This is a genomic window from Runella rosea, assembly GCF_003325355.1.
Taxonomy (GTDB): Bacteria; Bacteroidota; Bacteroidia; order Cytophagales; family Spirosomataceae; genus Runella; species Runella rosea.
Genome location: NZ_CP030850.1, coordinates 735,187 through 758,628, shown reverse-complemented (window position 1 = coordinate 758,628; position 23,442 = coordinate 735,187). Strand labels below are relative to the sequence as shown.

The window sequence follows — 23,442 nt, the reverse complement described above, 5'->3', positions numbered from 1 at the left end:
CACCGAATGTTTCTGAAATGGAAAAAAAGTCCCCAGTGTACAGGGGCGTAAAATTCCCACTATGCCACACATTTATCGATTGACATACTTTCTAAACACACTTTCGATATTGTAGGTAAACGCATTTTATATAATCCTTAAAAAGCAGTGCCAATCAATGAAAAATATCCATGATACGTCAAATGCCCTCGGATAAAAAATATCCCAATTATTCTGGTACAGAAGATGATCAATTAGGTTCTGAAGGAAATTATTTTGCAACCACGTTCCAACCCTCCCCAGACTGGGGAAAGATATTTGGAGCTTGGAGCTTTCATAAACCACCGATTTTATCGGTTGAAAGAAGCCACAATAATGCGATAGGCTTTTTTTTAGCGGCTGATAAAGTCAATCACTGCTTTTAATACAGACGTTGTAAACGGGGCTTTTAGGTAAGCCGTTTTACCTACTTGGATACTTGGGAGCAGCAGCGTTTCGTCAGATGTCCCGAGCATAATAATAGAAATTTCTTTATTCATTTCACGCGCGGTTGAAAGAATCGTATCGCTCAATGAATCATGGGCAATGATCATGGTTGATTGAAGCATCAATATGGTCATTCGAAGCGCCTCCTGAGGCGTACCAGCCGCCCTGAAAACTTCATAGCCAGCTTCTTTAATCATATTCTCAATGTGAGAAATATTATCAAGCTTATCCTCAATTAAAAGGATTTTACCATTCAAAGCACTCATAGATTAAGGGTAAAGTGTGTACTCAAAAGCAATCAAACAATTAATGTAAGTATTTAACAAGAATGTCTTGAATGCCTTTTTTAGGTTTGCTGATGATAAAACAATAAAGCATGCGTTTAACCCTTCGTGACATCAAGGATGTTTCATTTCGCTGAAGTATAGTGCAAGGTTCTAATTTCGTCTCTAAAAATCAAATTCCAACCCCTTTAAACATACCAATGCTACCAAATAGTTATCAAACGGTATATAAAAATCAACGAATCGTATTTTTCACCCCTTGATTCCCCCCTAAAATCCCGAATAAAAAAGCCTGCTTCCCATTGAAGAAAGCAGGCTTTAAACGACTAGTTTTTTTCTATCTCCTCAATTTTATAGACTTGAATTTCGGTGACGTAAATCATCTTATCTTTTTTATTTTTATACGTCCGATAATTGATTTTTCCTTCTACCGAAAGCAGTTTACCCTTGGCCGCCATCCGCTTACACACATCCGCTACTTTTCCGAATGCCACGATGTTGTGCCAAGTGGTATTGGTCACTTCTTCATTGTTTTTATTGGTGTAGCTTTCGGTCGTTGCCATCGTAAAAGAGGCCAATTTGCCGTTGTCGAAATCCCGTACAATCACTTCGTTTCCTACGTTGCCAATCAATGTTACCTTGTTCATGTTCCTTACAGTTTTGTGTTTATTGAATTTGTTCCCGCCAATGGGTTTAACCCCGAATTGACGATACAAAGGTGGTGGATTGGCCAAAAACGATTCGGTTAGTACACGTTTCCAGTTGGATAAAAACAATTGTAAGCGTTTACAAACGAATAACACCTCCCTCCTTAAAAAGAGACTGAATGAACGCAGATTTTATTTCCTGCCAATGAATTAAAAATTTACATTTACTTATAAAACCAAATGAACTAGCTAACTATGAGAATTTTACGTAAAACAGCCCGATTGCTGTTCTTAACGGCCTTTTGGGCCGTTCAATTTGCCCACGCCCAAACCAATTATTACTTCCCCAAAGCCACCAAGTTTGACCCCACGGTTCCGACGCCCGAAAAATTTCTGGGGTATGCCATCGGGTCGCACTATACGCGGCATGACCAAATTGTGGGTTATTTCAGAGAATTGGCCAAAGTAAGCAACCGCGTCCATGTGCAATCTCTTGGTAAAACCTACGAAGAAAGAGAGCAAATCGTGGTCACTTTTACCGCTCCCGAAAATTACAGCCGCTTGGAAGAAATCAGGAAAGAGCACATCACTACCGTTGACCCTTCCAAACCCGTATTGAGCAGCAAAGCCCCCGTGATTGTCATGCTGGGCTACAGCGTCCACGGTAACGAAGGCTCATGCAGCGAGGTGAGTTTACTGATGGGGTATTATTTAGCCGCCGCGCAGGACAACGAAACCGCCCAATGGCTGAAAGAAGCGGTCATTTTTATTGACCCATCCCTCAACCCCGACGGCAGGGACCGCGCCGCCAATTGGTTCAACAGCTACAAATCCTTCCCGCCCGTAGCCGACCCCCTAGACAAAGAACACATGGAAGTGTGGCCCAACGGGCGCACTAACCACTATTTTGCCGATTTGAACCGCGACTGGCTCAACCTCGTCCACGTAGAAAGTCGCAATCGGGTTGAGTTTTTCCACCAATGGTACCCCAATGTGCAGATTGATTTTCATGAAATGGGTGCCAACGCTACGTATTATTTTGAACCTACGCCCAAACGGCACGAAAGCCCCATTATACCGCAGTTTATCTACGATGAAAATGCAATTTTTGCCAAATACCACGCCAAAGCCTTAGATGAAATAGGTTCGCTGTATTTTACCAAAGAAAATTTTGATAACCTCTCCCCCATTTACGGCTCAACGTACCCCAAATTTTACGGGACCATCGCGGCTACTTTTGAGCAGGCGGGCAGCGGCGGAATGATGAAAGAAACCGCCAATGGCCTCCTCACCTTTCCTTTCACCATCCGCAACCATTTAGCCACGAGCTTTTCATCCCTGAAAGCCGCCATCGCCGAAAAAACAAACCTGTTCAAAATTCAGAAAGACTTTTTCAATTATGGATTGGAACAAGCAAGGGCAAATGCCGCCAAAGCCTATGTTTTTGGGGACAGCCGGGATGAATCCCTTACCCAAAAATTTCTGGGTTTGTTGTTGCAGCACCGCATTCAGGTTTATGATCTTGCCACTAGCACCACCGTTGAAGGGAAAACTTTTGAGAAAGGAAAAGCCTATTTCGTTCCCGCTGAACAAACCAACTTTCTGGTTATCCATTCTTTGTTTGAAGAAATCAGTCTGAAAGACAGCCTTTTCTATGACAATACGGGTTGGAGTGTGATTCATGCGTACGGATTGCAATACGCCAAACTCAAAACCAAAGAGGTAGCCAAAGGCGCACCCGTAACGGCAACCACACAAGCCAAAGGGGCCGTAGAAGGCGGAAAATCATCGTATGCTTACCTGCTAAACTACACTGAATACAACGCCGCAAAGGCACTGTATCAGTTGTTAGGCAAAAATATTTTGGTAAAAACAGCCTTTAAACCCTTTACAGCGGCCATCAACAACGACAAAAAATCCTTTGGCTACGGCACATTGGTGATTCCAGTGGCGGGACAGTCGATACCCGCTGATTCGCTCTATGCGCACCTGCAACTCATTGCAGCCGATTGTAATGTCCGTTTTACGGGTATTTCCACGGGTTTTAGCGCGGGAGGGATTGACCTCGGCAGCAACAACATTAAAACCGTTCGCAAGCCCGAAGTAGCGTTGGCGTTTGGGCAAGGTGTAACGGCGGGTGAAGCCGGACAAGTTTGGTTCTTGCTGAGTCAGCAACTGGGGATGCCCGTGGTGAAGCTTGACCTGCAATATTTTAGGCAGGCGACGTTGAAAAAATACACCACCATCGTGTTGCCGGGCGGAAATTACAGCGCATGGGACAAAGCGGTAATCGACAAGCTCAAAGCATGGGTGGCCGACGGCGGTACGCTCATTACTTTTCAAACCGCCACGGCTTGGGCGGTCCAGAATGAGTTAGTAAAGGAAAAATTGGCCGAATCTGACGAAAAAGCGTCGACGCCCAAAGGTGCCAATACCAACGAACGACTTGATTTTGTGAGTAAACAGGATGTGGAAGGCTCAAAACGAATCAACGGCGCGATCTTTTTGGCTGATATTGACATTTCGCATCCCATTGGGTTTGGACTCAGCGACCGCCGCCTTTTTATTAATAAAAATGGCCCGACGCTACTGCAAAAAAGTGCTGACAAGTACGCTACCGTGGCGCAATACGCCGAAAAACCCTTTATAAACGGTTACGCCTCGAAGCAAAACATCGGCAAAGTAAGCAACAGTGCCGCCATTATTTTAAGCACGACGGGCAATGGACGAATTGTACTTTTTGCCGACGACCCAACCTACCGCAGTTACTGGCTCGGCACCACCCGTCTGTTTTTCAACAGTATTTTCTTCGCCAATCTGGTCGAAGGCGGTGGAATGTTTGGCGCCGAAGCGGAGAAGTAATTGAGTATTAGAAGCGTAAAAGTGGGCAGCGGCAAAATCGCTGCCCACTTTTTATTTTGGGGGGTCTGAAAATTTACAATGGCTTTTGAGAGCGGTTTCTCAAAACCGTTCTGAGGTTGCTCACCACCTCGTTTTTGGGTTAACTTTCAACTTCACTTCCCCATTCCAGACCTAGAAGTGCCAGCCATAAATTTTAATGCCGCCGCGTTGCCTTTTGAATAGCATAAATACCGCTTACAATCGTTTGCAAACGGATAGTATTTTTGTAACTTGCGGATGGGTGGCTGGTAGCGATCACTCTATAACCAAAAGCCATTAAAATTATGCATCAATACGATTTAGACAGAGTTCACTTTTATTCAATAGAAGATATGGCAGGTGGACACGAACTGTCAAAAGGAGAACATATTTTAAGAAGTGAACCTAAACCTAAATCAAGTTACACAGACATCAATGATGTTTTAGAACTTTACAACCTAAAAAAATATTTTGACAATGGCATATATTTAAAAAAATGGACACAAAATGAAATTGATAATTTTAAAGTTAAGGCAACACAATACGGAAAAATAGTTGGATATTTTTTTTCTACAATTAGCGAAAATAATGTAATAGACTTATTTGAGCAAACGCAACACAGCTACATTAATTCGTTTTGGGAAATAGTTAGTACTCAGAATGTATTTAAAAAAATATCTAAAACAAATTTCATCAAAATTCTCAAAAAAGAGCCCCATTTAATATACGAATTTTTAACTCACAAAGGTTTAGTAGAGTATTACAACATAGAATTTCGTGATTTTTTATTATCTTATTCAAAATCTGCGGAAATTTTACTTACACACTACGAAACAAAAAATGATTTAAAAAATAATCAAAAATACATCCCTAAAAGTTTGACCATTATTGATAAAGAAAGAATCATTTCAAAATATTTAGACTCGACAGATACCAACCTGAATTACATTAGACTTATTGAAAATGTAAGAAATAGAAACGACTTTAAAATTTCAGACAAAATACGACTTAAAGCAAAACGATTACACAAAAGCCAAACAGAAAAGTTTTTTTCGGAAAAAGGTGGTATGACCTATGGCGTAGCAATTACTTTTCCTGAAAATGCAAGCAAAATAAAGGATGGGTATATTGATGATAACCTTGTATGTCATTATTCATATAGTTTAGATTATATTAAAAAAAACGACCACCCGTATCTTTTATTTCTTAATTTTAAATACCTATTTGAATTCATAGACAATCAGAACAGAATAAATCTTCTAAGTAAGAAAAGTCAAATGGGATTATTTGAAAGAATTATGGGCGTTCACTCTCAAAATGAGTACAGAACTGGTTTAAGTTTTCAATTAACCGAAATGACATCTCAAGGTCAAATTTATGGTTATAATAAAATTATAAATGGATTAAATATTTCAGTTGAAAATATTTTACACTTTGTATTTACAACAGCATTTCAAGAAAGATACATTTTTGCAAGTAATGCTCGTTTTTCAATACCATCAGCTACAAATTCATACTTTGAAAAAGTCAGATTGTTAGCACCTGAGTTCGAATCAATCTTAAAACAATATAAACTATTTGTTGAAGATGGAAGTATAGATTTTGAACTTTTACAAATTTCTTCCTCACCAACTTCAATTAAAGATATTCCAAGTCTAAATAAAAACAAATACATCTATTTTAATTTCGACAATAAAGAAATGATTGGTTGCTCAAATTTACTTTTCTCAGACCAAACACTTCTTACATATGTAGAACCCTTTAAAGATAAAGGGTATCATAATTTTTATGAATTACTTACCAATGAACAAGTAAGTTTTATCAACTATGAAGTTGATCAAAGGCTTCAATTAGATTACTTGATAAGCAAAGGATTTATTAGAATAAACTCTAAAAGTTTTATTGAAATAGCCAACATAGAAAGGTTTCTAATTTTTAAAGATTTATACGATAACGAATTTGCCTCCTTTTATATTTACCCAATAGAGTTTAAGGAAGAAATTTTACAAATGGAAAGTGAAAAAATTATATTCTTCGAGAGCTCTTTATTCTCAAAGACGGAGCAAGCCTACTTCAACTACTTTCTTAACAAAAGTGAGTTTACCAATGGCTTAGATTTACGAAATAGTTACCTACACGGAACACAGGCTAATCCAGAGGAAATTCAAAAGCATGAATACGCTTATTTTACATATTTGAAATTGCTAATATTGGCATTGTTGAAAATGGACGATGATTTACTAATTTCAAACGCAGTTAAAAATGACACAAAAGGGGCGAGCGGCTAACAAGGTGTTGGCAAAAGCAAGGAATACTAATGCCGTTCCTTCGCCAACAAACAGTCAGTAGTAATTTTAAAAAACAGCATGAACATTTAAAAACATGACAAGAATACTTCAATCGGTTAGTGTAATATTTTTATTATTAATTTTTTTCTCAAATTGTCAAACCTCAAAAAGTTCGACGGATGCACTTAGGAGCAACATTCAGCAAATCGTATCAAGCAAGAATGCGATTGTTGGTGTTTCAATTATCGGAAACAACGGTAAAGACACCATGTCGCTACACGGAGATAGGCGATTCCCGATGCAAAGTGTCTTTAAATTCCATATTGCATTAGCGGTTTTGTCGGAGATTGACAAAGGAAAACTATCCTTAGACCAAAAAATAAAGATAGGGAAAGATGAACTTTTACCCAAGGATTTTTGGAGTCCACTCAGAGACGAAAACCCCAACGGTGGAGTTTTTACCATTGAAAGATTAATTCAATATTCGGTTTCAAATAGTGACAATACCGCTTGCGATGTTTTAATAAGGCTTATTGGAACGCCTAAAACGGTGGAAGAATATTTCAAAAAAAACAACATTCAGGACATACAAATCACCTACAATGAAGAAGAAATGCAATCAAAGTGGGAAAATATGTTTGAGAACTGGACAACCCCTAAGGCGGCAAGTGAGACGCTCAAAATGTTTTATGAAAATAAGAACAATTTATTATCAAAAAGCAGTTATGATTTCTTTTGGAAAACCAATATAGAAACAACAACTGGAGAAAAAAGAATTAGAGGTTTATTACCCAAAGGAACTATTGTCGCTCATAAAACAGGTTGGTCTGGTACAAATAAAGTTACAGGAATTACGGCGGCTGTAAACAATATAGGCATTGTTTTTTTACCAAATGGTGAATACTTTATTATCAGTGTATTTGTGAGCGAATCAAAAGAAAATTTTGACACAAACGAAAAAATTATAGCCGACATCGCAAAAGCAACTTATGACTTTTACACGACAATGACTAAATAAAAAACTGCTAAGCCCTTTATTTAATTGTATTTACTTATATTTCTTGGGCCATAAGCGTAGTTTACGAAAAAAGTACAAAGAATTATTTCAAGGCATTGGTCGCTTACCTTCTTGACATGATTAGTTTTTAATTGACAACAACAATTCTAGCCGTTCTTTATGACTTCGCTATGAAAAAGTAAGAAAAACTCTGTTAATGCTAGAGTAATCCAAAGAATAGCAATAACTTAATTACAATTACACTAAAAGACAACAATTTTTGAATTTTTAGCTTGTTGAAATACTATGGACAAACGGTTTACGGACATAATTCAACTTATTAAACAATCTAGGATTAATGCGATAAAAGCCGTAAACGCCCAATTGATTAACCTTTATTGGAATATTGGAGAATACATCAGTAAAAAAATTGAACAATCTGACTGGGGCGACTCTGTGGTGGCAGAATTAGCTAAGTATATTCAACAAAACGAACCCGAAATAAAAGGATTCTCCGATAAGAATATTTGGAGAATGAAACAGTTTTACGAGACTTATAAGGACTCTCCAAAACTCTCAACAGTGTTGAGAGAAATTAGTTGGTCACATAACTTGGCGATATTTTCAAGGTGCAAAACTATCGAAGAAAGAGAGTTTTATCTAAAACTTACCAAACAAGAAAATTATAGTTTTAGAGAACTAGACCGTCAAATATCCGCAAGCCTTTTCGAGCGGACAATGATTGGTAACACAAAACTCTCAACAGCATTGAGAGAAACCAGTCAAGACACCACAAATACATTTAAAGATAGCTATGTTTTTGAATTTCTGAATTTATCTGAGCCACATAGCGAAAGTGATTTGCAACGTGGACTTGTTAGACAGATGAGAAATTTCATTCTCGAACTTGGTAAAGATTTTCTGTTTATTGGAGAAGAATACAAATTACAAGTCGGCAACAGCGATTTTTATATTGACTTGCTTTTCTATCACCGTGGACTACAATGCTTGGTCGCTTTTGAACTCAAGGCAGACAAGTTTAAGCCCGAACATTTAGGACAGCTCAACTTCTATTTAGAAGCATTAGACCGTGACGTGAAGAAACCCAATGAAAATCTCAGTATTGGAGTGTTGTTGTGCAAAGACAAAGACAGCGAAGTTGTGGAATATGCTCTAAGCAGAAGCCTATCACCAACAATGGTTTCAGAATACAAAACACAACTACCAGACAAGAAGATTTTACAACAGAAATTACACGAACTGTTTGACAATGAAAGTGATAACAAATAGACCAAGCGCAAACCTTTGAACAATTTAGGCATTGAATGGCAGACTCAACATACTATATGATACCCGATTTTCAAACAATTATGCTTCCGTGAACCAAAATCAATGGTAAAATCGAGCCAATAGACTACTGAAGTATAAAGGCTAAAATTCAGTTTTCAAAAATTTTTAATGAACAACCAGAAAAATGAGAGAATGCTTAGAATGTGGCGAAAAAATCATCGGTCGGTCTGACAAGAAATTTTGCTCAGACATGTGCCGCAACGCCTACAACAATAAATTAAATTCTGACTCCAACAATTTTGTCCGAAACGTCAACAATACGCTTCGCAAAAATCGTCGGATTCTGGAAGAAGCCTGCAAAGACGATAAGGCCAAGATTTCCAAAGCCTCCCTCCTACGCGAAGGCTTCGATTTTGGTTTTTTCACCAATACCCGCACCACCCAAAAAGGTTCAACCTACTACTTTGTGTACGAATACGGGTATTTAGCCCTCGAAAATGACCTGTTTTTGGTGGTCAAAGACCGCAAGCCCTGACAAATGTTTTTCGTGGGTTTTCGGTCAGGTATTCAACTGCTGAATTCTACGCTTCAACATTCATTTATTCCATATCAGCCTTCTATATTTTTCAGTGCCAGTCTTGTCGTTAATTTTTGCAGGGAAATACCGCTTTTAGAAGCACTGCCATGCAAAAACGACTCAATAAACCTTACGCAAATTACCGCGTCATTGCCCTGCTGCTGGGGCTGTTTTTGTTTCTCATTTACAGCAAACAGCTTGCTGACCTAGGCTCATTTTCCTGGACTTCTGATGAATCAAAGCCTTGTTTCAAAGACGCGCCTCGGCAAAAAATTGCCCAAGCCATTGATTCGTATGATGTAGCAAGGCTAAAGTTTTTGTTACACAATCCGCCGCCCAACCTCAACGACGCCGACAACGACGCCCATATTAATCTGCTCGACTACGCCCGCGACCGTTTTAGCCGCTATACCCACACGCCCATTCACTGGAAACCCGTGTTTGAGTTGCTTATCAACGCGGGCGCAAAAATCGAAGCAACAACCGCAGGGCGAATTGATACGCACGTCAGGAATGCGGGAATCATGGAGCCAGCGATGTTTGCGTATTTTTTAGAAAAAGGAGCCAACCCCAACGCAACCAACGACGAAGGCCAACCGCTGATTTTATCCATCATTCAGTACGGCGATGATACATTTGAAAAAGTGCAACTGTTGCTCCAACACGGTTTAGACTTGAAACAAGCCACGGGCGACCTCGATCAGCTCAAAAATATAACGCCGCTAATAGCTGCCGCTTCCAAACAGGAATGGGGAATCTGCAAGCTGCTCGTCGACGCGGGCGACAATGTTTACTACGTAAATCCCGATGGACTTTCGCTCAAAAAAGTAATGAATGAGTACGAAAAAGCCCAAAAACAACGAAATGACCCGTTATCGGAAGATTATTTAGAACTTAAGCAGAAAATCAAAAAGCACTGAAATACGCCCCTACAAAACCAGTTGAGCAAACAGCCGCTCTAGGGTTTCGGCGGCATTTTCACACAAGCCCGGATGCACCGCCGACGTCTGTACCACGGTGCTTCGGGTGGCGGTCAACCACCGAAAACGCTCTGCACGAGATAGTTGGCCAATCGTTCCGCCCTTAGAGCGGCCATCGCAGATTCGATCAAAAGCCCCCAGCCGCGCGGTCAATTCGGACATATCTATTTGGTCCGAAAACGCCCTCAGTCGCGCCTCGTTCAGTTCAAATTTTGTTTGTAAAAAACCTTCGGCAGAACAATAGACAATGACCCCGACGTTCAAAAACTCTTCGCGCTCCACGCGCGGCACCACGCGAATCACGGCGTACTCAAATAAGTGTTTTTCGGGCATTTTGTGCTTCTTTGACAAACAGTTCGGACGCGGCAACGCGCGTTTCTAAAAATTGAGCGTACACCTGCCGCCGCTCTTGGGGCGTCATCGTCGTGGACTCATCCATGAGCCATTCATCGGGCACCAACGACACAATACCCCGAATCCGTTCGGGGGTTAGAATAGTCCTAAAATGGGCATCTACCTCGTCCAATTCGGACGCAAAAGGCAACAAAACATGGTCTTTAACGGCCGTAAAAGGGCGTTTGGCCTGCTGCTCCCAATTGTCCCATGAGTGGTGAAAATACAGCGAGGCACCGTGGTCAATCAGCCACAAATCGCGGTGCCATATCAGCATGTTGGTATTGCGCGGGGTGCGGTCTACGTTGGTAATCAAACAGTCCAACCAAACAATCCGCGACGCGAGGGTAGCGTTGATGTTGGTTACCAAGGCATCAAAAGTAATGGCTCCCGACAGAAAATGCAGGGCCAGATTCAGCCCTACGCTTTCGCGCAGCAAATCCTGAATTTCTTCGTCGGGCTCCATGCGGCTGAATGCTTCGTGCAGATTGCTGAACACGATTTCGGGGACGCGTAAACCGAGCGTCCGGGCTATTTCGCCCGAAATCAGCTCCGCTATGAGCGCCTTGGCTCCCTGCCCCGCACCGCGAAATTTCATCACGTACAAAAAATCATCGTCGGCCTCCACAATGGCAGGTAGCGAGCCGCCCTCCCGCAACGGCGTGACGTAGCGGGTTACGTTGACGGTTCGGATATTGATTTCAGGTTCAGCCATTTTATGCTTGCGTCGTTTACTTCTTCAAAAAGTGAGCCCGAAAGTTAGGGCGTTTTTTTGAAAACGACCGTCAGAACGGGCAAAAAAAGAGTGGCGAGAAAAACCTCGCCACTCAAATGAAACCCTAAATAACGTATTGATGAAGTATAAAAGCGACGGAAAATGTCAAAATCAGTTCAATTGCTTCTCCACTTCTTCCTTTCCGATGTACCCAACGTTTTGCCAAACGAGGGTTTTGTTTTTGAATAAAAGTAAGGTGGGCAGGCCTTCAATGCCAAGCTGCTGGGCCAACTCTTGGTTATCGTCGGTATTGATACGAACGAGGTTGACTTTGTGAGCCTTCTCCGTCTTGATTTCTTCGAGAAATGGGGCCATTTTTTTGCAAGGAGCGCACCAATCCGCGTAAAAATCGACCAAAACCAGTTTTTCGGAGTTCAGTAATTCATCAAACTGTTGGCGACTCATGCCCGTCGGTTTGGGCGTTTCAGCGGTGGTTTCGGGCAAGCCCTCGGCCCGCCATTTCATCATACCACCCTCCAATTCAAACACTTGCGTAAAGCCAAAACTTCGCATTTTTTGGGCCGCATCGGCGCTTCTGCCTCCACTGAGGCAATAGACCAAAATGGGCTTGTCACGCTCAAAACCGTCAATTTTATTTTCAAACCCGTTGCTGTTCCAGTCAATGTTGTGCGCATTGAGCAAATGCCCGCCCGCAAATTCTTCGGGCGTTCGTACATCCACCACCGTAATGGCGGGATTGGCGTCGATTTTGGCCTTAAACTCCTTGGCCGACAACGCCCCGCCCGTGGTTTCACCGCCACCTTCGCCTTTTGGGTTGCAGGCATTGAACACAAAAATCAACGCAATCAGGAGGATGAAAGAGTATTTGGTCATATTTTTGGGGATTTTAAGCAATTAATTCCGCTTGCATTACGATAATTTCGGGTTGAAAGATAATCTTTGATTTTACTGAATTACTAATTAAACAGGCCGCTTCCGCTTTGTGAAGCACCCGCATTGCTCTTTCTTTTTGGTCATCGGCAGGAAGCGTCAACACAGGCATGAGGGTGATTTCACTGATTATGTATTTACCGTCAACCACTTCAAGTTTTCCCACACCTTTGGATGCAAAATGGGTAAAATCTAATTTTGAATTTTCGGCAATGGCCAAAAAAGTGGTCATTAAACAACTATTCACCGCCGCTACCAGCAAATGTTCGGGCGACCAAATGCCCACCATGCCTTTGGGGAATTCGGGCGGAGTAGCCACTTCAAGGGTATCATTCAATACGGGCGAACTCATCGTTCCTTTGCGTTCACTTTTCCACTCAACCGAGACTTCATAAAAATGTTCCTGTGCCATAATGGTATTTGTATTTAGTAAATATGATGCAAATATCCCCCAACCCAAGCGCCCGGTCTGCGACATTTGTCACACAAGTACCCTTATTTTTATGACTAATGGCATCTTTTTGGCAATTTTCGACCAACAGAAACCAAAACGACGCAAAAACGGTTTTTCAAACATAACGGTTCTTTCAAGAAAAAATAACCCACCATGGATGCTCTCATCGTTGTCCCGCTTGTCGTAACGCTGTTTTTTCTGCATTACTACCTTACCGACCACGACACCCCAATCGACAAAGACCGCAAGCGTTTTGCGGAGGGAATTGCGCTATTTGAATCGGGCGATTATACCGCCGCACACGCTTATTTTGACCAAAAAATAAAAGAAAACCGTAAGTCTGCCTTAGCGTATGAATACCGGGGAAAGTGCAATTTGGAAGACGGCAATCTCTACTCCGCCCTGTATGATTTTACCGAAGCATTATCGTTTGATACCACCCTTGTGGAAGTGCACTTAAAGAAAGGATTGGTTCATTATGAACTGGAGGAATTGAAAGACGCCTACCTTTCGCTCGACAAAGCGGTATGGTTTTCGAGGGGTGAAAATGCAGATGCGATGCATTGGCGCACGGTTGTGTACCAAAAATTGCACCCTGCGGAAACACCCGAACATTACCGAAAAATATAGCCTTCCTTACTTCCGCGTAGCGGGCATTTTATCCCCATTAAGGTCTAATATTAGTTTGTCAAATTCTCCTTTATCATCCCGAAAAAAATCAATTGTGGCGTTTACTTCACGGCAAAACAGCTTTGTTTCCGTTTCTGGATACACGGACACGATGGCCTCTCCCGTCATTTTAGCAAAAAGTTGATTGTTTTCCAGCGTTATTTCCAACTCAAGTTTGGGCCCTATTTTGTACGTTCCTACAAACGACTGCATTGACGGCTTTGGCAGTGTTAAGGGCTTTTTGGAAGGGATGATTGTCACGGACGGGTTGAAAAAATACATCCCTAAATCATCTACCGACTGGGTAGAATTGTTTAGAATCACGATGGCTTTATTGCTTTTATGACTAAATCCCGCAAACGCCCGGTAGCCCCCCGTTCCGCCGTTGTGCCAATAGATTTCGTCATTGGCTACCGCCGTAATGTGCCAACCCAACGCCATTTTTAGGGTTGAATCCACCATGTGCAGCGGTTGTTGGCTTTGCTTCATGGCACTGGCCAATGCATCTGCCGACAAGTCAAGCTCCGCCCTCAGGTAGCGCATGAGGTCTTCGGCATTGGAACGAATTGCACCCGCGCCCGCCATGATGTCAAAATCCCAATGCGACACGGGTTTGTGGTCAACATGCCCTGTCGTCAGCCAAGTTGACGCATTCAACGTGCTGGTTTGGGTCATTTTCAGGGGGGTACAAATCACATTTTGGAGTAATTGTTCATAACTTTTCCCCGCAATCAGCGTCAGCTCGTGACCCAACAGCCCAACGCCCACGTTGGAATAATTATAATTCCCCATTCCATTTTCGAGTTGAGACGTTGTCAGAAAAGCGTATAAATCTTTTACGCCATAATCGACGTAGGGATTTTCGGGATTTTTAGGAACAATATTCGTCGGCATTCTTGGGAGGCCTGAGGTATGCGTCGCCAACTCGGCAAAGGTAATTTTACGGCCGTTGAACGACGGAACTTTAACCGAATCGGGCAGGTATTTATCGACGGAATCCTCCAGGCGGATACGCTTTTTTTGGTCTAAATCCGCCAAAAGTAGCGACGTAAATGTTTTGCTAATGGAGCCGATTTCAAAGACGGATTGGGGCAGAATCACCTGCTTTTTATCCGCATTAGCGTAGCCATACGTAAAGTAGGTTTCTTTACCATTTTCATAAAAAGCCACCACCGTTCCCACTGAATAGTTGTTGTCAATACGGTCCTTTACCTGGCTCTTGATTGTTTCTTGAACGATATTAATCGGCGTTTGGGCGCGCACGCCAAAAACACAAATCACTGACAAACACACAGTTAACCCGCAAAAATAGTTTTTCATAGTCTGAATTTAAATAAAACACCCAAAGGGTTTGAAGTCATTACCGATTATCTTCCGACAGCCAATGGAATTGCCTTTCGGCCAGTTGAAAGTTACGACGACGGCGTTTGAGCACCACTTTTAAGGAATCATTTTTGATTTTTCCTTTCAACAAAAGTTGATTCGTGTCGGGCATCGAATATTGAAGGGTAAACAGAGAAAGGCTATCGCCCGAACGCTTTTTGAACGAGATATTCTGCTTCAACGAGTCCGTTACGTATGCAAAATAGGCCCGGTTGTAGCGCTGTCGAAAAAGGGTATCGGTGGTCAGGATGCTGCCCCCGTTGTAGTTCTCAAAAACAATGTCTTTCCAACGAAGGCTGTCCTCGTTCATTCGTCCACTAGCCTCAAAAGAGACCACCTCAAACATCCCCGTGGTGATGGGCTTATTTGCGGGAGATACCACATTGACCTGGTGGAGGCTTTGGTACATGCTATAAAAAGGCACCACCGCAAATATTGCGACAAAGGCAGTTTTAAGCACAATTCGACCAATTCTCATCCATTTTTCGGGCAAGGTAAACGAGGGAGAAGACGGCGCGGGTTTGTTCAAAACAAAAAAATTAAGCAATCGCTTGGCATCTGCCAACAGCAGAATGTTGCTGAAAACAAACATGTGTATTGAAAACAATTTGACCGGAATATCGTAGCAAAGATTCAGAACCGCCACGTTTAAAAATACCCCTGCGGCCAAAAAAGCACCTAAAACGGCCGTGCGACGATACAACAAAAGAACGCCCACCAGCACCTCCGCCGCACCCGAAAAGAATTGATAAGGGGTAGAATAACCAATAAAAAGCCACGAAAACCGCATGGGCAGGAAATCACCGAGCGGAGTGGCCAACTGGGTCAGCGTTGGGAACGACATCTGAAAGCCAAATACCTTGATGAAGCCATAAGTAAAGGCAATCATGGCAATGTAGTACCGCAAAATTACCATCAGCCAGTAATAGGCCTTGTCGTAGTTTTTTCGACGGTCAAAAAGCGACCAAACCAAGGTGCCGAGGATAGATACCAACGCAAAAAAACACAATTGGGCGTAGCCGTAGGAAGTGTCTCCGCTGCCGCCCATCGGAATCAGGACATCTTTGACGTGAAAAATGGTGCGATTGCCCCACTCGACCAACAATTTTTCAATCTCATTGTACAGTTCCGTAAAGGTAGAAACGACGGGCAAGTTGCCCATCCATTGGAGAAAAGATAGATAAAATCCTAAATAAATAGCAGTAAAACGAAAAATAACGCTACGCCACAGGGGCCATTGGATGGCGGTTACATCTTGCATGGGTGGGTCGGTATATGGGTAAGAAAGTAGACGGAAAATTTACAACCTGTTGCTAAGAATACCAATGAAGGCCAAAAATCAATCTTTTTGGTCAGCACGAAATATCCCAAATCCTTATTCCACCAAAAATTGTTGGTTGATTTTAGCATCATTCACTGTCAATTCAATCGCGTATGCACCTTTGGAAAGACGGCCCGTGGGTAGGTATTTAATTTGCGTTCCCAAATTCTGGTAGTAATCATCTATTATCGTAGCCAGCGTTTGCCCTTTTTTATCTTTCAATAACAACTTCACCTGCCCAGGTTGGTTGAGACGAAAAATGATACGCTTGATGTTGGGTTGGTCGGTTGGCTCCGCCCCAAATTCAGTGGCGAGGGATTTCCCCTCCTGCGAAATTTGACTTTGGGCAAATAACGATTGCAAACAAGCTTCAATCTTGGCCGAAAACACCGCTCCCGCATCAATTTGAAATCCCGGTAGCAGCACGATACTGTTGCCAGCTGTAAAGCCAATATTTTTGGACGTCGGTAATTGTCCTTCTGAAAAAATCGCCTTCTGAGCCTTGTGCGGAGCAGAAACGAGCGCCACCCTTCCCGTCTTAATGGTATCTTCCAAACAGGCGAGTTTGATGCCTTTGCAACCACAGTTGCCGTCAAATTTATCGTACACCGTCAACGGGTCGCCGTCGTCGCAGGCGGTGCCGCTTTGTTGGCACTGTTGTGCGTTGAAGGTTATTTTACTAAAACCTGCACAAGTGGCATGACCCCAGTTTTCGGTGGCCGTAATCAGCACATAACGGGCCGAAAGACTATTAAAATCAGGCCCTGTAAAACCCGCATACTGCGCCGCACCAGGCGCATTGGGCCACGTATACTGCCCCCCCAATTGCGTCCAAACAACGCCGTCGGTCGAGTAGTCGATGTACACCGTCTTAAAGCCTTTGGTCGTTTCATTCAACACGTTGTAGTTCCACACGCGCGTTCCTTTTAAGGTATATAAATTCCCCAAATCATACTTAATCCAGTGATTCTGGCCGCTTCTGGCGGGGTTTGGATTGGTCGCTTTTACGCAAGAGAGCCAACCCGTTTCATTGGTATTCGTGATATTTTGGGTCGGGGCGCAGTAATCATATTTTTGGTATTGCGCCGATGCATCATCACAATCGGGACCCGTGCAGGGCGTACCTACACATTCGCAATTTTGGTAGGTATCGTTCTTCGTAAACGCATTCCCGTCGTTGCACGGCGTATTGTTGGGTACGCACGAAATCTCGCATTTGTAGTCGTAAAGGTAAAAATCAGACACCCGTTTCCACGTTTTAAACTCGTGAAAGGGTGTTTTCCAATACAGGTTAAAGTGGTCGCGCCAACCATTCTCTTTGTGCCTTATTTCGTAGTAATAAAATTGGCCTTTTTGGAGGTAGATAGGCGAGGTATTTTGAAACGTATACGTGGAGTGAGCCGTTTCGTTGATTCCAAAAATCACCATGGCTTGGTGGTACTGTTTGTACTGAATAGAGTCATTTTTACTCAGAAAAAACATCGTTTGATCGTCGCCCGTTAGGTTAAATTCGTACATTCCCGAAACAGGAACCGTCAAATAGCCCTGCACCAGCGATCCGTAATTGTCTTTGGCATACGACGCAAAATCGGGACCTGAAATCCCCTTTAATTTCTCTTTTCGGTCGGGCAACAACGGAAATTTCGGGGCGTTCACCAAGTCGGGTTCTACATAACTGCCCGTGATATTGTCAAAATAATAGGCTTCCACCAAGCCGCGCTCACCCACGCAGGGGTTCGTCGTCGGGGCAACTCCTACGCAGTTACAAAACCCGTCGTGTTGGTCGTTGGTGGTTTGGGCATTGCCGTCATTACAAGCGGTGCCGCGCACGGGGCACGATTGCTCGCAAGCGTATTGTTTTATGTTATTAAAGTCAATGATTCGCCAAGTGGTGTCGGAGTTGGCGGTTTTACGCCAATAAAGCGTTGTATGGTCGCTGCAACAGCCTTCAAAGCTGTAAATTTCAAAGTAATAATTTTGTCCCGCCACCAATTCGATGGTCTTGGAGGTTTGGCCGGGCGTTTTGTTGTGTTCAGTTACGTCCGTGTAAGAGGTAACTTCCGCTCGTTTTCTTTTATTGGCGAGCGACTCGTCGGTGCTTAAATAGAAAAGGGCGTGATCATCACCCGTTAGGTTAAAGGTGTACGTAGCGGTTTGATTCACGTAAATATAGCCCCTAGTCATGGCGGCGAAGTACTCGGTATAATTGACGGGCATTTTCAACGAACTCAGCATTTGGGAGCCGTCGGGGCGACTGGGGAAATTTTCGAGCGCGGCCAAATCGGCGCTGTCGGGCAATGAATTATTGAAACCCGTCCAGTACGACCATTTGACCTGACCAGGAGTTCCTACGCAGGTTTGCGCGTTGGTATTCAGGAAAAAACCCGCCCAAACTACCACCATCCAAATGCAATAACGGGGTAAAATTGAAAGCTTTATCATTGGAATTGTCATATCAACGGATACCATCCTTATTTCTTTTAAATCCATTCATTAATACGTCAAACAGTTTTGGGGAAGATTGTCGGAGGAAATCGTGGTTCCGTTAAAATTCATAAATCCAATGGGATATTGGCCTGGCGAATAGCTATAAAAATTGCCGATATTGGGCAACACATAGCACAAATCACTCGGACTGACACCGTACCAGAGTGCCAACTCCGCGTAGAACTCATCAGTTGACACCGCAGGGATATAATTACCTCTAAACGAAACATTTAACGGATAATTAATGTCCATTTTTGGGTAAGCACCCATGATTTTCCCGCCATTTACAGCCCCACCCATCACGATTTGATTGGCTCCCCAAGCGTGGTCCGAGCCTTTACCGTTGGAGGTGATGGTTCGGGCAAAATCAGAAATGGTAAACGAAGTAACCCGGTCGGCCACGCCCAATTCTACCGTCGCGTCATAAAAGGCTTTGAGCGCCTGACTCACCACGGGAAGCTTATCATTCAGCCCCGTCAACAAGTCATCATGCATATCCCAGCCTCCGTAGTTGACAAAAAATATTTGCCGTTTTGCGCCCAACTCATTCCGTACGCTGATGATTTTGGCGATGGCTAATAGGTCGGTTGCCAGTCTGCTCGTCGGAAAAGCGGTAGTAATGGTAGGTACTTTTTTGAGGGCTTCTTTAAACAATGCAAATGCCGCCGTGGCCGTTTTGGTGCTCGACGAATAGGTTTGCTGCATCAAGTTTGCGTAGGTTTGCGACACCAGACTGTCCATGGTCGAGTTGCGCAAATCGGTCAGATAACCTGAGTTTCCCCACCACGACGGCAGGGCTTCAAAACCAACACTGTTGGGCTCAACATTATTACTGATGGCATATTCGGAAATGTCCTTTCCCCGTTGGAAGGCATTTTTTCCCGCCAACGAAATATTCATTGATACCTCCTGATTGGCATTGGCGGCGTTGAGCAAATCGGCCACGCGGCCGCCGAAACCGAGGGCATCGCGGCTCTGCGGCACCGACGTCTGCCACTGCATAATTTGGTCGGAATGGGAATACAGCCCCAACGGCAGCTTTTTTAGCCCACTTTCAAAGGCTGATTTGGTCAAAATCGGCTCGACCAAGGTTCCGATGTTTGACATAAAAGCCAATTTCCCGCTGTTGAACAAATCGCGCACGCCCGTCATCTGGGGATGGACACCATACGCACCATAATTGCACGCAATCCCGCGAAAACCCACGCATTGGGGATTTGTGAGCGCAATGGGGTTTAGCACCGACAAGTCGGTTCTGATGGCTTTGTACTCGTTAAAGCCGTTATCACCACCCGTGTTAACCCCCATGGGAATCAGCATATTATACGAGTCTACACCTCCAGAAAGCAAAATACAGACCAGTGCTTTATAGTCTGTGGGGTAAGCGGTTCCACTGGGCTGTTTGCCCACCAGACCGTTGAAGGAAGTCAGGTTGGTCAGCGTATTGAGCAGGGTAGTTGAACCCATACCAACGCAACCAGCTTGTTTCAGAAAATTCCGTCTATTCATAAGTTAAGTATAAAACCCTGCAATGAATGTTTTTTGATAACCAACACATTATCAGCGGTTAATGAGATAATCTGGCGAAGATAAAATCAACACCAGCATCAATCTGACGCGGCGATAAGCTTGGTCTGCGTTGGGCACTCCGTTGGTGCTTTCGGAATAAGGCATTTTAACGACCATCGCACGAATCAAATCCAAAGTCTTGGCCGACAGTTTTCCACCCGTAAAAAGCAGGTTATATTTGTCGAGCAATTGGACAATTTTATCGTTACGCGTAAAGGCATAATCGGCCACCAAATTGAATTTCGCGTTTTGGTCTGACTTATATGCCTCACCGTTAAAAAATCCCCAATATTCAACGGGGTCGTCATCAATCAACCATTTGCCGAGCGCATTTACGTACGCAGTGATGGTTTGGGAATTCACCAACTGAAACTCTGGCGCAAACTTCCCCTGCGTTTTCAGTTCGCCGTCGGGTTGAAAATCAGGCTGAAAAAAGTTAAACACCGAAGGTGAATTCAGCGGTTTTTGTTCCAATCTAGAAAACAAATCAACCATTACGTTTCGATATACGCCTCCCTGCGTCGTCAGTGGCAAACCGCGCATCAGATTCATGTATCTCAGAAAAGGTTCGCGAAGTGCTCCAACGGTGCTAACGGCTTGGTCGATACCGCAATCCCGCGCCTCCGCATCCAATAAAACGGCCCGAACCACCGCCTTTAAGTCACCGCGCACTCCGCTTCCGTTGTTGTTGAACACCGTCGCCACCCGCTGAATGTAGCCCGGCGAAGGATTTGACATTACCAACCGCTGAATGAGCCTTCGAGCAATGAAAGGACCTACGTTGGGGTGGTTGGCCAACACATCCAAGGCATCCTTGATGTCTTGCTCTCCCTGCAATACGGGCCGGGCGGGAATGGTAACTCCCAAAAATGTCTTTGGGCCAGGTTCGTGCCCGTTCACGATACGCGGTTGAGTCTTCCACGGATTTCTTTTGGCATCGCTCGAATCAATCGGGAAAAACTTCATCGACAAAGTGTAACTCCAATTGTTTTTTTCATTATCGCCCAGATAACGGCTATCGCCCCACGACAGTCCTGTAAATACTTTAGCCAAGCCTGCAATGTCGTTGTTGTTGTACGTCGGGATGAGGTTATTGTTGGCGTCCCGCATTTCTGTTCCGTTCACATTTAGCTTGTAAAGTCCAATCGAAAAAAGCTGCATCAGCTCCCGGGCGTAGTTTTCGTCGGGGTAAACTTTATTGGTCGAATCCGTCGCGTGGTTGTTCATGAAGGTCAAATAAACGCCCATCGCTGGATGGTACGTGATTTTCTCCAGCAGGTTACGATACGTTCCCAGGCCATTTTCCAATAATAAATCGTAGTAACTTGAGAGCGCATACGGGTTGTCGTCAAACGCCGACAACCTCGACACCACAAACAACTCGCTCAACGCCCACGCCACGCGCCACCTGACCACATCAGGAGCGGTCATGGCCCCCTGAAACCACGAAACATCAAAGTGCGTATTGCCCACAAACACGTTGGAAAGCGTGTAGGTATTGGAGGGATATTTAAACGTCAGCGAATCCACCATCATTTGGTGAATCTGCGCTAGGTACGTTTGAGTACGAAAGGAATTGGGCAGGGCAAGCTGATTATCCAGCCATTTCTCAACGCCAAGGTTGGCAACATCCTGTATATAAGCAAAATTATGCCCAAGTGTAGCCTGCGACAGAAACCGCGAAGCCGCCGCTGAGTTGGGCAGGTAGCCTGTACCCGTCAAGGTCTGAATCGCGGCGCTACTTTGCGAAGAAGCCGTCACCGAAACATTCGGGGTATTTCCCTGGCCAAAAGTAATGATTGATTGAGCGCGTAAATGGGGGATGAAGAAAGCGCAGTAACATAAAAAGAGTAGACAAAATTTCATAAACAATGAGTTTCGCACAACGTTAAAAAAGCCATTAATTAGCATAAAAGCACCACACCACGCGTAAATTTAGCTTCTCTTATTTTTCAAAACAATTTAAATGCCAGAATATCCAAATTGGGTAAACTTTATCATGGGGGGCTTCATCCAAATCAATGGGACAAAAACGGTTTACTTAAAAAAACACCCTTATTTAAGCTTCATTTTCAACGATTCGCTCGCTTTTTTTTAGACTTCGTCCCAGTCATGACCCAACTTTGGGGCAGTAATCAAGAAAACGCAACGCATGAAAACTATTTATCTCACACTCATCTCACTCTCATTTTTCGTCACTTTCAGTTCACAAGCCCAATACGGCACCATCTTGCCCGACGGCTTTATCATCCCAAAATCCGCCACACCCCCTGGGTGTACCGTAAGTGATAAAGGGAAGATTTATTACAACAGCACCACCAATAACCTCCTGTTTTGTGATGGCTCCGCTTGGAAACCAGCCTCCTCGCAATGGAGCACCCCTTTCTCTCAACCTGACGACATTTATTTTAACGCGGGCTACGTGGGCATAAACACCACCATCCCCCAATATTCGCTGGACGTAAACGGTACGGGAAGATTTACGGGCGATATATACGCCGAAAAACTGGGAATCGGCACCCTCACCCCCTCCTCTGCCCTCGAAGTACTGGACGGCGACATTGCCATTACGAGCACTGCCGACGTAAAAACCTGGAAATTGGACTACACCGACGAAAGCAACAGCTTAGCCCTTCGCGAAAACGGCACTGCACGTATGGTATTTGCCAACGGTGGCAACATTACCATCGGCTCGGGAGCGCCCACGGCTAAATTGACCGTGGAAGGCAACGGCAGTTTCAGCGGAGACTTGACCGTAAACGGCGGAAAGGGAATCGTAAGAAGCACGACAAGCACTCAACTCAAATACCATACGGCATCGGTTTCACTGGGTACCACCTTTGCGGTCACAAACGGAGGCTGCGCTACAGCTAATGCCTCCCTGACCGCCGCTGGATTCACGACTGCCCCGACTGTGACAGTTGGAAATCTTACGGGCGGTACGGGAGATTTTGGAAAACTGGTCATCAATGTACAATCCACTACTACCACCCAAGCTGTGGTCCGTTTTTGTAACCCTACGACTAGCTCAATCACGTTAACTGGCATGACTTTCAACGTATTATGTATTGGTCAATAATTCAAAAACTAAT

At 43.8% G+C, this 23,442-nt stretch carries 20 protein-coding genes; 9 read left to right on the top strand and 11 right to left on the bottom strand.

Annotation, left to right across the window (positions count from 1 at the left end; genetic code table 11):
- The first annotated feature begins 170 nt into the window (after positions 1-170).
- Entirely contained in the window at positions 171-404 is a 234-nt protein-coding gene (locus tag DR864_RS29740; RefSeq protein ID WP_162793532.1) for a hypothetical protein, read from the top strand.
- Here the strand turns inward: DR864_RS29740 and DR864_RS03255 are convergent.
- Together DR864_RS03255 and DR864_RS03250 are read right to left on the bottom strand one after the other, a co-directional pair.
- Positions 372-731 (bottom strand): PleD family two-component system response regulator, encoded by a 360-nt coding sequence (locus tag DR864_RS03255; protein ID WP_114065607.1) that lies wholly within the window; start codon positions 729-731, stop codon positions 372-374. The genes DR864_RS29740 and DR864_RS03255 overlap by 33 nt on opposite strands.
- A 344-nt stretch (positions 732-1,075) precedes the next feature.
- Positions 1,076-1,396 carry a single-stranded DNA-binding protein gene (locus DR864_RS03250; protein WP_229599509.1) on the bottom strand — a complete coding sequence of 107 codons (321 nt, stop codon included), beginning with the start codon at positions 1,394-1,396 and terminating at the stop codon, positions 1,076-1,078.
- A gap of 255 nt (positions 1,397-1,651) precedes the next feature.
- Here DR864_RS03250 and DR864_RS03245 point away from each other — a divergent pair, with 255 nt between their 5' ends.
- The 6 genes from DR864_RS03245 (at position 1,652) to DR864_RS03220 (ending at position 10,348) form a co-directional block, all read left to right on the top strand.
- Entirely contained in the window at positions 1,652-4,258 is a 2,607-nt protein-coding gene (locus DR864_RS03245) for a M14 family zinc carboxypeptidase (protein WP_114065606.1), read from the top strand.
- 323 nt (positions 4,259-4,581) lie between these two features.
- Positions 4,582-6,564: a hypothetical protein gene (locus DR864_RS03240; RefSeq protein WP_114065605.1), complete on the top strand. Its 1,983-nt coding sequence runs from the start codon at positions 4,582-4,584 to the stop codon at positions 6,562-6,564.
- A 94-nt stretch (positions 6,565-6,658) separates the two neighbouring features.
- Positions 6,659-7,582 (top strand): class A beta-lactamase, subclass A2, encoded by a 924-nt coding sequence (gene bla / locus DR864_RS03235; protein WP_114065604.1) that lies wholly within the window; start codon positions 6,659-6,661, stop codon positions 7,580-7,582.
- A gap of 285 nt (positions 7,583-7,867) precedes the next feature.
- Positions 7,868-8,851 carry a PDDEXK nuclease domain-containing protein gene (locus DR864_RS03230; RefSeq protein WP_114065603.1) on the top strand — a complete coding sequence of 328 codons (984 nt, stop codon included), beginning with the start codon at positions 7,868-7,870 and terminating at the stop codon, positions 8,849-8,851.
- Positions 8,852-9,035: 184 nt separating this feature from the next.
- Positions 9,036-9,386 (top strand): hypothetical protein, encoded by a 351-nt coding sequence (locus DR864_RS03225; protein WP_114065602.1) that lies wholly within the window; start codon positions 9,036-9,038, stop codon positions 9,384-9,386.
- A gap of 149 nt (positions 9,387-9,535) precedes the next feature.
- Positions 9,536-10,348, top strand: coding sequence for an ankyrin repeat domain-containing protein (locus DR864_RS03220; protein WP_114065601.1), 813 nt, complete (start codon positions 9,536-9,538; stop codon positions 10,346-10,348).
- Between the two features lie 9 nt (positions 10,349-10,357).
- Here DR864_RS03220 and DR864_RS03215 read toward each other — a convergent pair whose 3' ends face one another.
- From DR864_RS03215 to DR864_RS03200, 4 genes are all read right to left on the bottom strand, one after another.
- The gene (locus tag DR864_RS03215; RefSeq protein ID WP_114065600.1) at positions 10,358-10,741 is read right to left on the bottom strand and encodes a DUF3037 domain-containing protein; all 384 of its coding nucleotides are present in this window, start codon (positions 10,739-10,741) and stop codon (positions 10,358-10,360) included.
- A complete protein-coding gene (locus tag DR864_RS03210) occupies positions 10,719-11,516 on the bottom strand; it encodes a HipA family kinase (protein WP_114065599.1) in 798 nt (265 codons plus the stop codon). The genes DR864_RS03215 and DR864_RS03210 overlap by 23 nt, the downstream gene beginning before the upstream one ends.
- Before the next feature lie 171 nt (positions 11,517-11,687).
- Positions 11,688-12,410 (bottom strand): thioredoxin, encoded by a 723-nt coding sequence (gene trxA / locus DR864_RS03205; RefSeq protein ID WP_114070127.1) that lies wholly within the window; start codon positions 12,408-12,410, stop codon positions 11,688-11,690.
- 13 nt (positions 12,411-12,423) lie between these two features.
- A complete protein-coding gene (locus tag DR864_RS03200; RefSeq protein ID WP_114070126.1) occupies positions 12,424-12,879 on the bottom strand; it encodes an OsmC family protein in 456 nt (151 codons plus the stop codon).
- Positions 12,880-13,074: 195 nt separating this feature from the next.
- On the opposite strand from DR864_RS03200, the gene DR864_RS03195 reads away from it, so the two are divergent.
- The gene (locus DR864_RS03195) at positions 13,075-13,551 is read left to right on the top strand and encodes a tetratricopeptide repeat protein (RefSeq protein ID WP_114065598.1); all 477 of its coding nucleotides are present in this window, start codon (positions 13,075-13,077) and stop codon (positions 13,549-13,551) included.
- A gap of 6 nt (positions 13,552-13,557) precedes the next feature.
- On the opposite strand, the gene DR864_RS03190 is transcribed toward DR864_RS03195, so the two are convergent.
- From DR864_RS03190 to DR864_RS03170, 5 genes are all read right to left on the bottom strand, one after another.
- The gene (locus tag DR864_RS03190; protein WP_114065597.1) at positions 13,558-14,910 is read right to left on the bottom strand and encodes a serine hydrolase; all 1,353 of its coding nucleotides are present in this window, start codon (positions 14,908-14,910) and stop codon (positions 13,558-13,560) included.
- Between the two features lie 40 nt (positions 14,911-14,950).
- The gene (locus DR864_RS03185) at positions 14,951-16,234 is read right to left on the bottom strand and encodes a hypothetical protein (protein WP_114065596.1); all 1,284 of its coding nucleotides are present in this window, start codon (positions 16,232-16,234) and stop codon (positions 14,951-14,953) included.
- Positions 16,235-16,348: 114 nt separating this feature from the next.
- Positions 16,349-18,736, bottom strand: coding sequence for a PA14 domain-containing protein (locus DR864_RS03180; RefSeq protein ID WP_162793531.1), 2,388 nt, complete (start codon positions 18,734-18,736; stop codon positions 16,349-16,351).
- 51 nt (positions 18,737-18,787) lie between these two features.
- Positions 18,788-20,290: a DUF1501 domain-containing protein gene (locus tag DR864_RS03175; RefSeq protein ID WP_114065594.1), complete on the bottom strand. Its 1,503-nt coding sequence runs from the start codon at positions 20,288-20,290 to the stop codon at positions 18,788-18,790.
- A 51-nt stretch (positions 20,291-20,341) separates the two neighbouring features.
- On the bottom strand, positions 20,342-22,216 hold the full coding sequence (locus DR864_RS03170) for a DUF1800 domain-containing protein (RefSeq protein WP_162793530.1): 1,875 nt from the start codon (positions 22,214-22,216) through the stop codon (positions 20,342-20,344).
- A gap of 286 nt (positions 22,217-22,502) precedes the next feature.
- Between DR864_RS03170 and DR864_RS03165 the strand changes: the two genes are divergently transcribed.
- A complete protein-coding gene (locus DR864_RS03165; RefSeq protein ID WP_114065592.1) occupies positions 22,503-23,429 on the top strand; it encodes a hypothetical protein in 927 nt (308 codons plus the stop codon).
- Positions 23,430-23,442 lie beyond the last annotated feature (13 nt).

Coding starts and splice junctions, on each gene's coding strand:
- DR864_RS29740 (WP_162793532.1), top strand. CDS start 171: ATGATACGTCAAATGCCCTCGGATAAAAAATATCCCAATTATTCTGGT.
- DR864_RS03255 (WP_114065607.1), bottom strand. CDS start 731: ATGAGTGCTTTGAATGGTAAAATCCTTTTAATTGAGGATAAGCTTGAT.
- DR864_RS03250 (WP_229599509.1), bottom strand. CDS start 1,396: ATGAACAAGGTAACATTGATTGGCAACGTAGGAAACGAAGTGATTGTA.
- DR864_RS03245 (WP_114065606.1), top strand. CDS start 1,652: ATGAGAATTTTACGTAAAACAGCCCGATTGCTGTTCTTAACGGCCTTT.
- DR864_RS03240 (WP_114065605.1), top strand. CDS start 4,582: ATGCATCAATACGATTTAGACAGAGTTCACTTTTATTCAATAGAAGAT.
- bla (WP_114065604.1), top strand. CDS start 6,659: ATGACAAGAATACTTCAATCGGTTAGTGTAATATTTTTATTATTAATT.
- DR864_RS03230 (WP_114065603.1), top strand. CDS start 7,868: ATGGACAAACGGTTTACGGACATAATTCAACTTATTAAACAATCTAGG.
- DR864_RS03225 (WP_114065602.1), top strand. CDS start 9,036: ATGAGAGAATGCTTAGAATGTGGCGAAAAAATCATCGGTCGGTCTGAC.
- DR864_RS03220 (WP_114065601.1), top strand. CDS start 9,536: ATGCAAAAACGACTCAATAAACCTTACGCAAATTACCGCGTCATTGCC.
- DR864_RS03215 (WP_114065600.1), bottom strand. CDS start 10,741: ATGCCCGAAAAACACTTATTTGAGTACGCCGTGATTCGCGTGGTGCCG.
- DR864_RS03210 (WP_114065599.1), bottom strand. CDS start 11,516: ATGGCTGAACCTGAAATCAATATCCGAACCGTCAACGTAACCCGCTAC.
- trxA (WP_114070127.1), bottom strand. CDS start 12,410: ATGACCAAATACTCTTTCATCCTCCTGATTGCGTTGATTTTTGTGTTC.
- DR864_RS03200 (WP_114070126.1), bottom strand. CDS start 12,879: ATGGCACAGGAACATTTTTATGAAGTCTCGGTTGAGTGGAAAAGTGAA.
- DR864_RS03195 (WP_114065598.1), top strand. CDS start 13,075: ATGGATGCTCTCATCGTTGTCCCGCTTGTCGTAACGCTGTTTTTTCTG.
- DR864_RS03190 (WP_114065597.1), bottom strand. CDS start 14,910: ATGAAAAACTATTTTTGCGGGTTAACTGTGTGTTTGTCAGTGATTTGT.
- DR864_RS03185 (WP_114065596.1), bottom strand. CDS start 16,234: ATGCAAGATGTAACCGCCATCCAATGGCCCCTGTGGCGTAGCGTTATT.
- DR864_RS03180 (WP_162793531.1), bottom strand. CDS start 18,736: ATGATAAAGCTTTCAATTTTACCCCGTTATTGCATTTGGATGGTGGTA.
- DR864_RS03175 (WP_114065594.1), bottom strand. CDS start 20,290: ATGAATAGACGGAATTTTCTGAAACAAGCTGGTTGCGTTGGTATGGGT.
- DR864_RS03170 (WP_162793530.1), bottom strand. CDS start 22,216: ATGAAATTTTGTCTACTCTTTTTATGTTACTGCGCTTTCTTCATCCCC.
- DR864_RS03165 (WP_114065592.1), top strand. CDS start 22,503: ATGAAAACTATTTATCTCACACTCATCTCACTCTCATTTTTCGTCACT.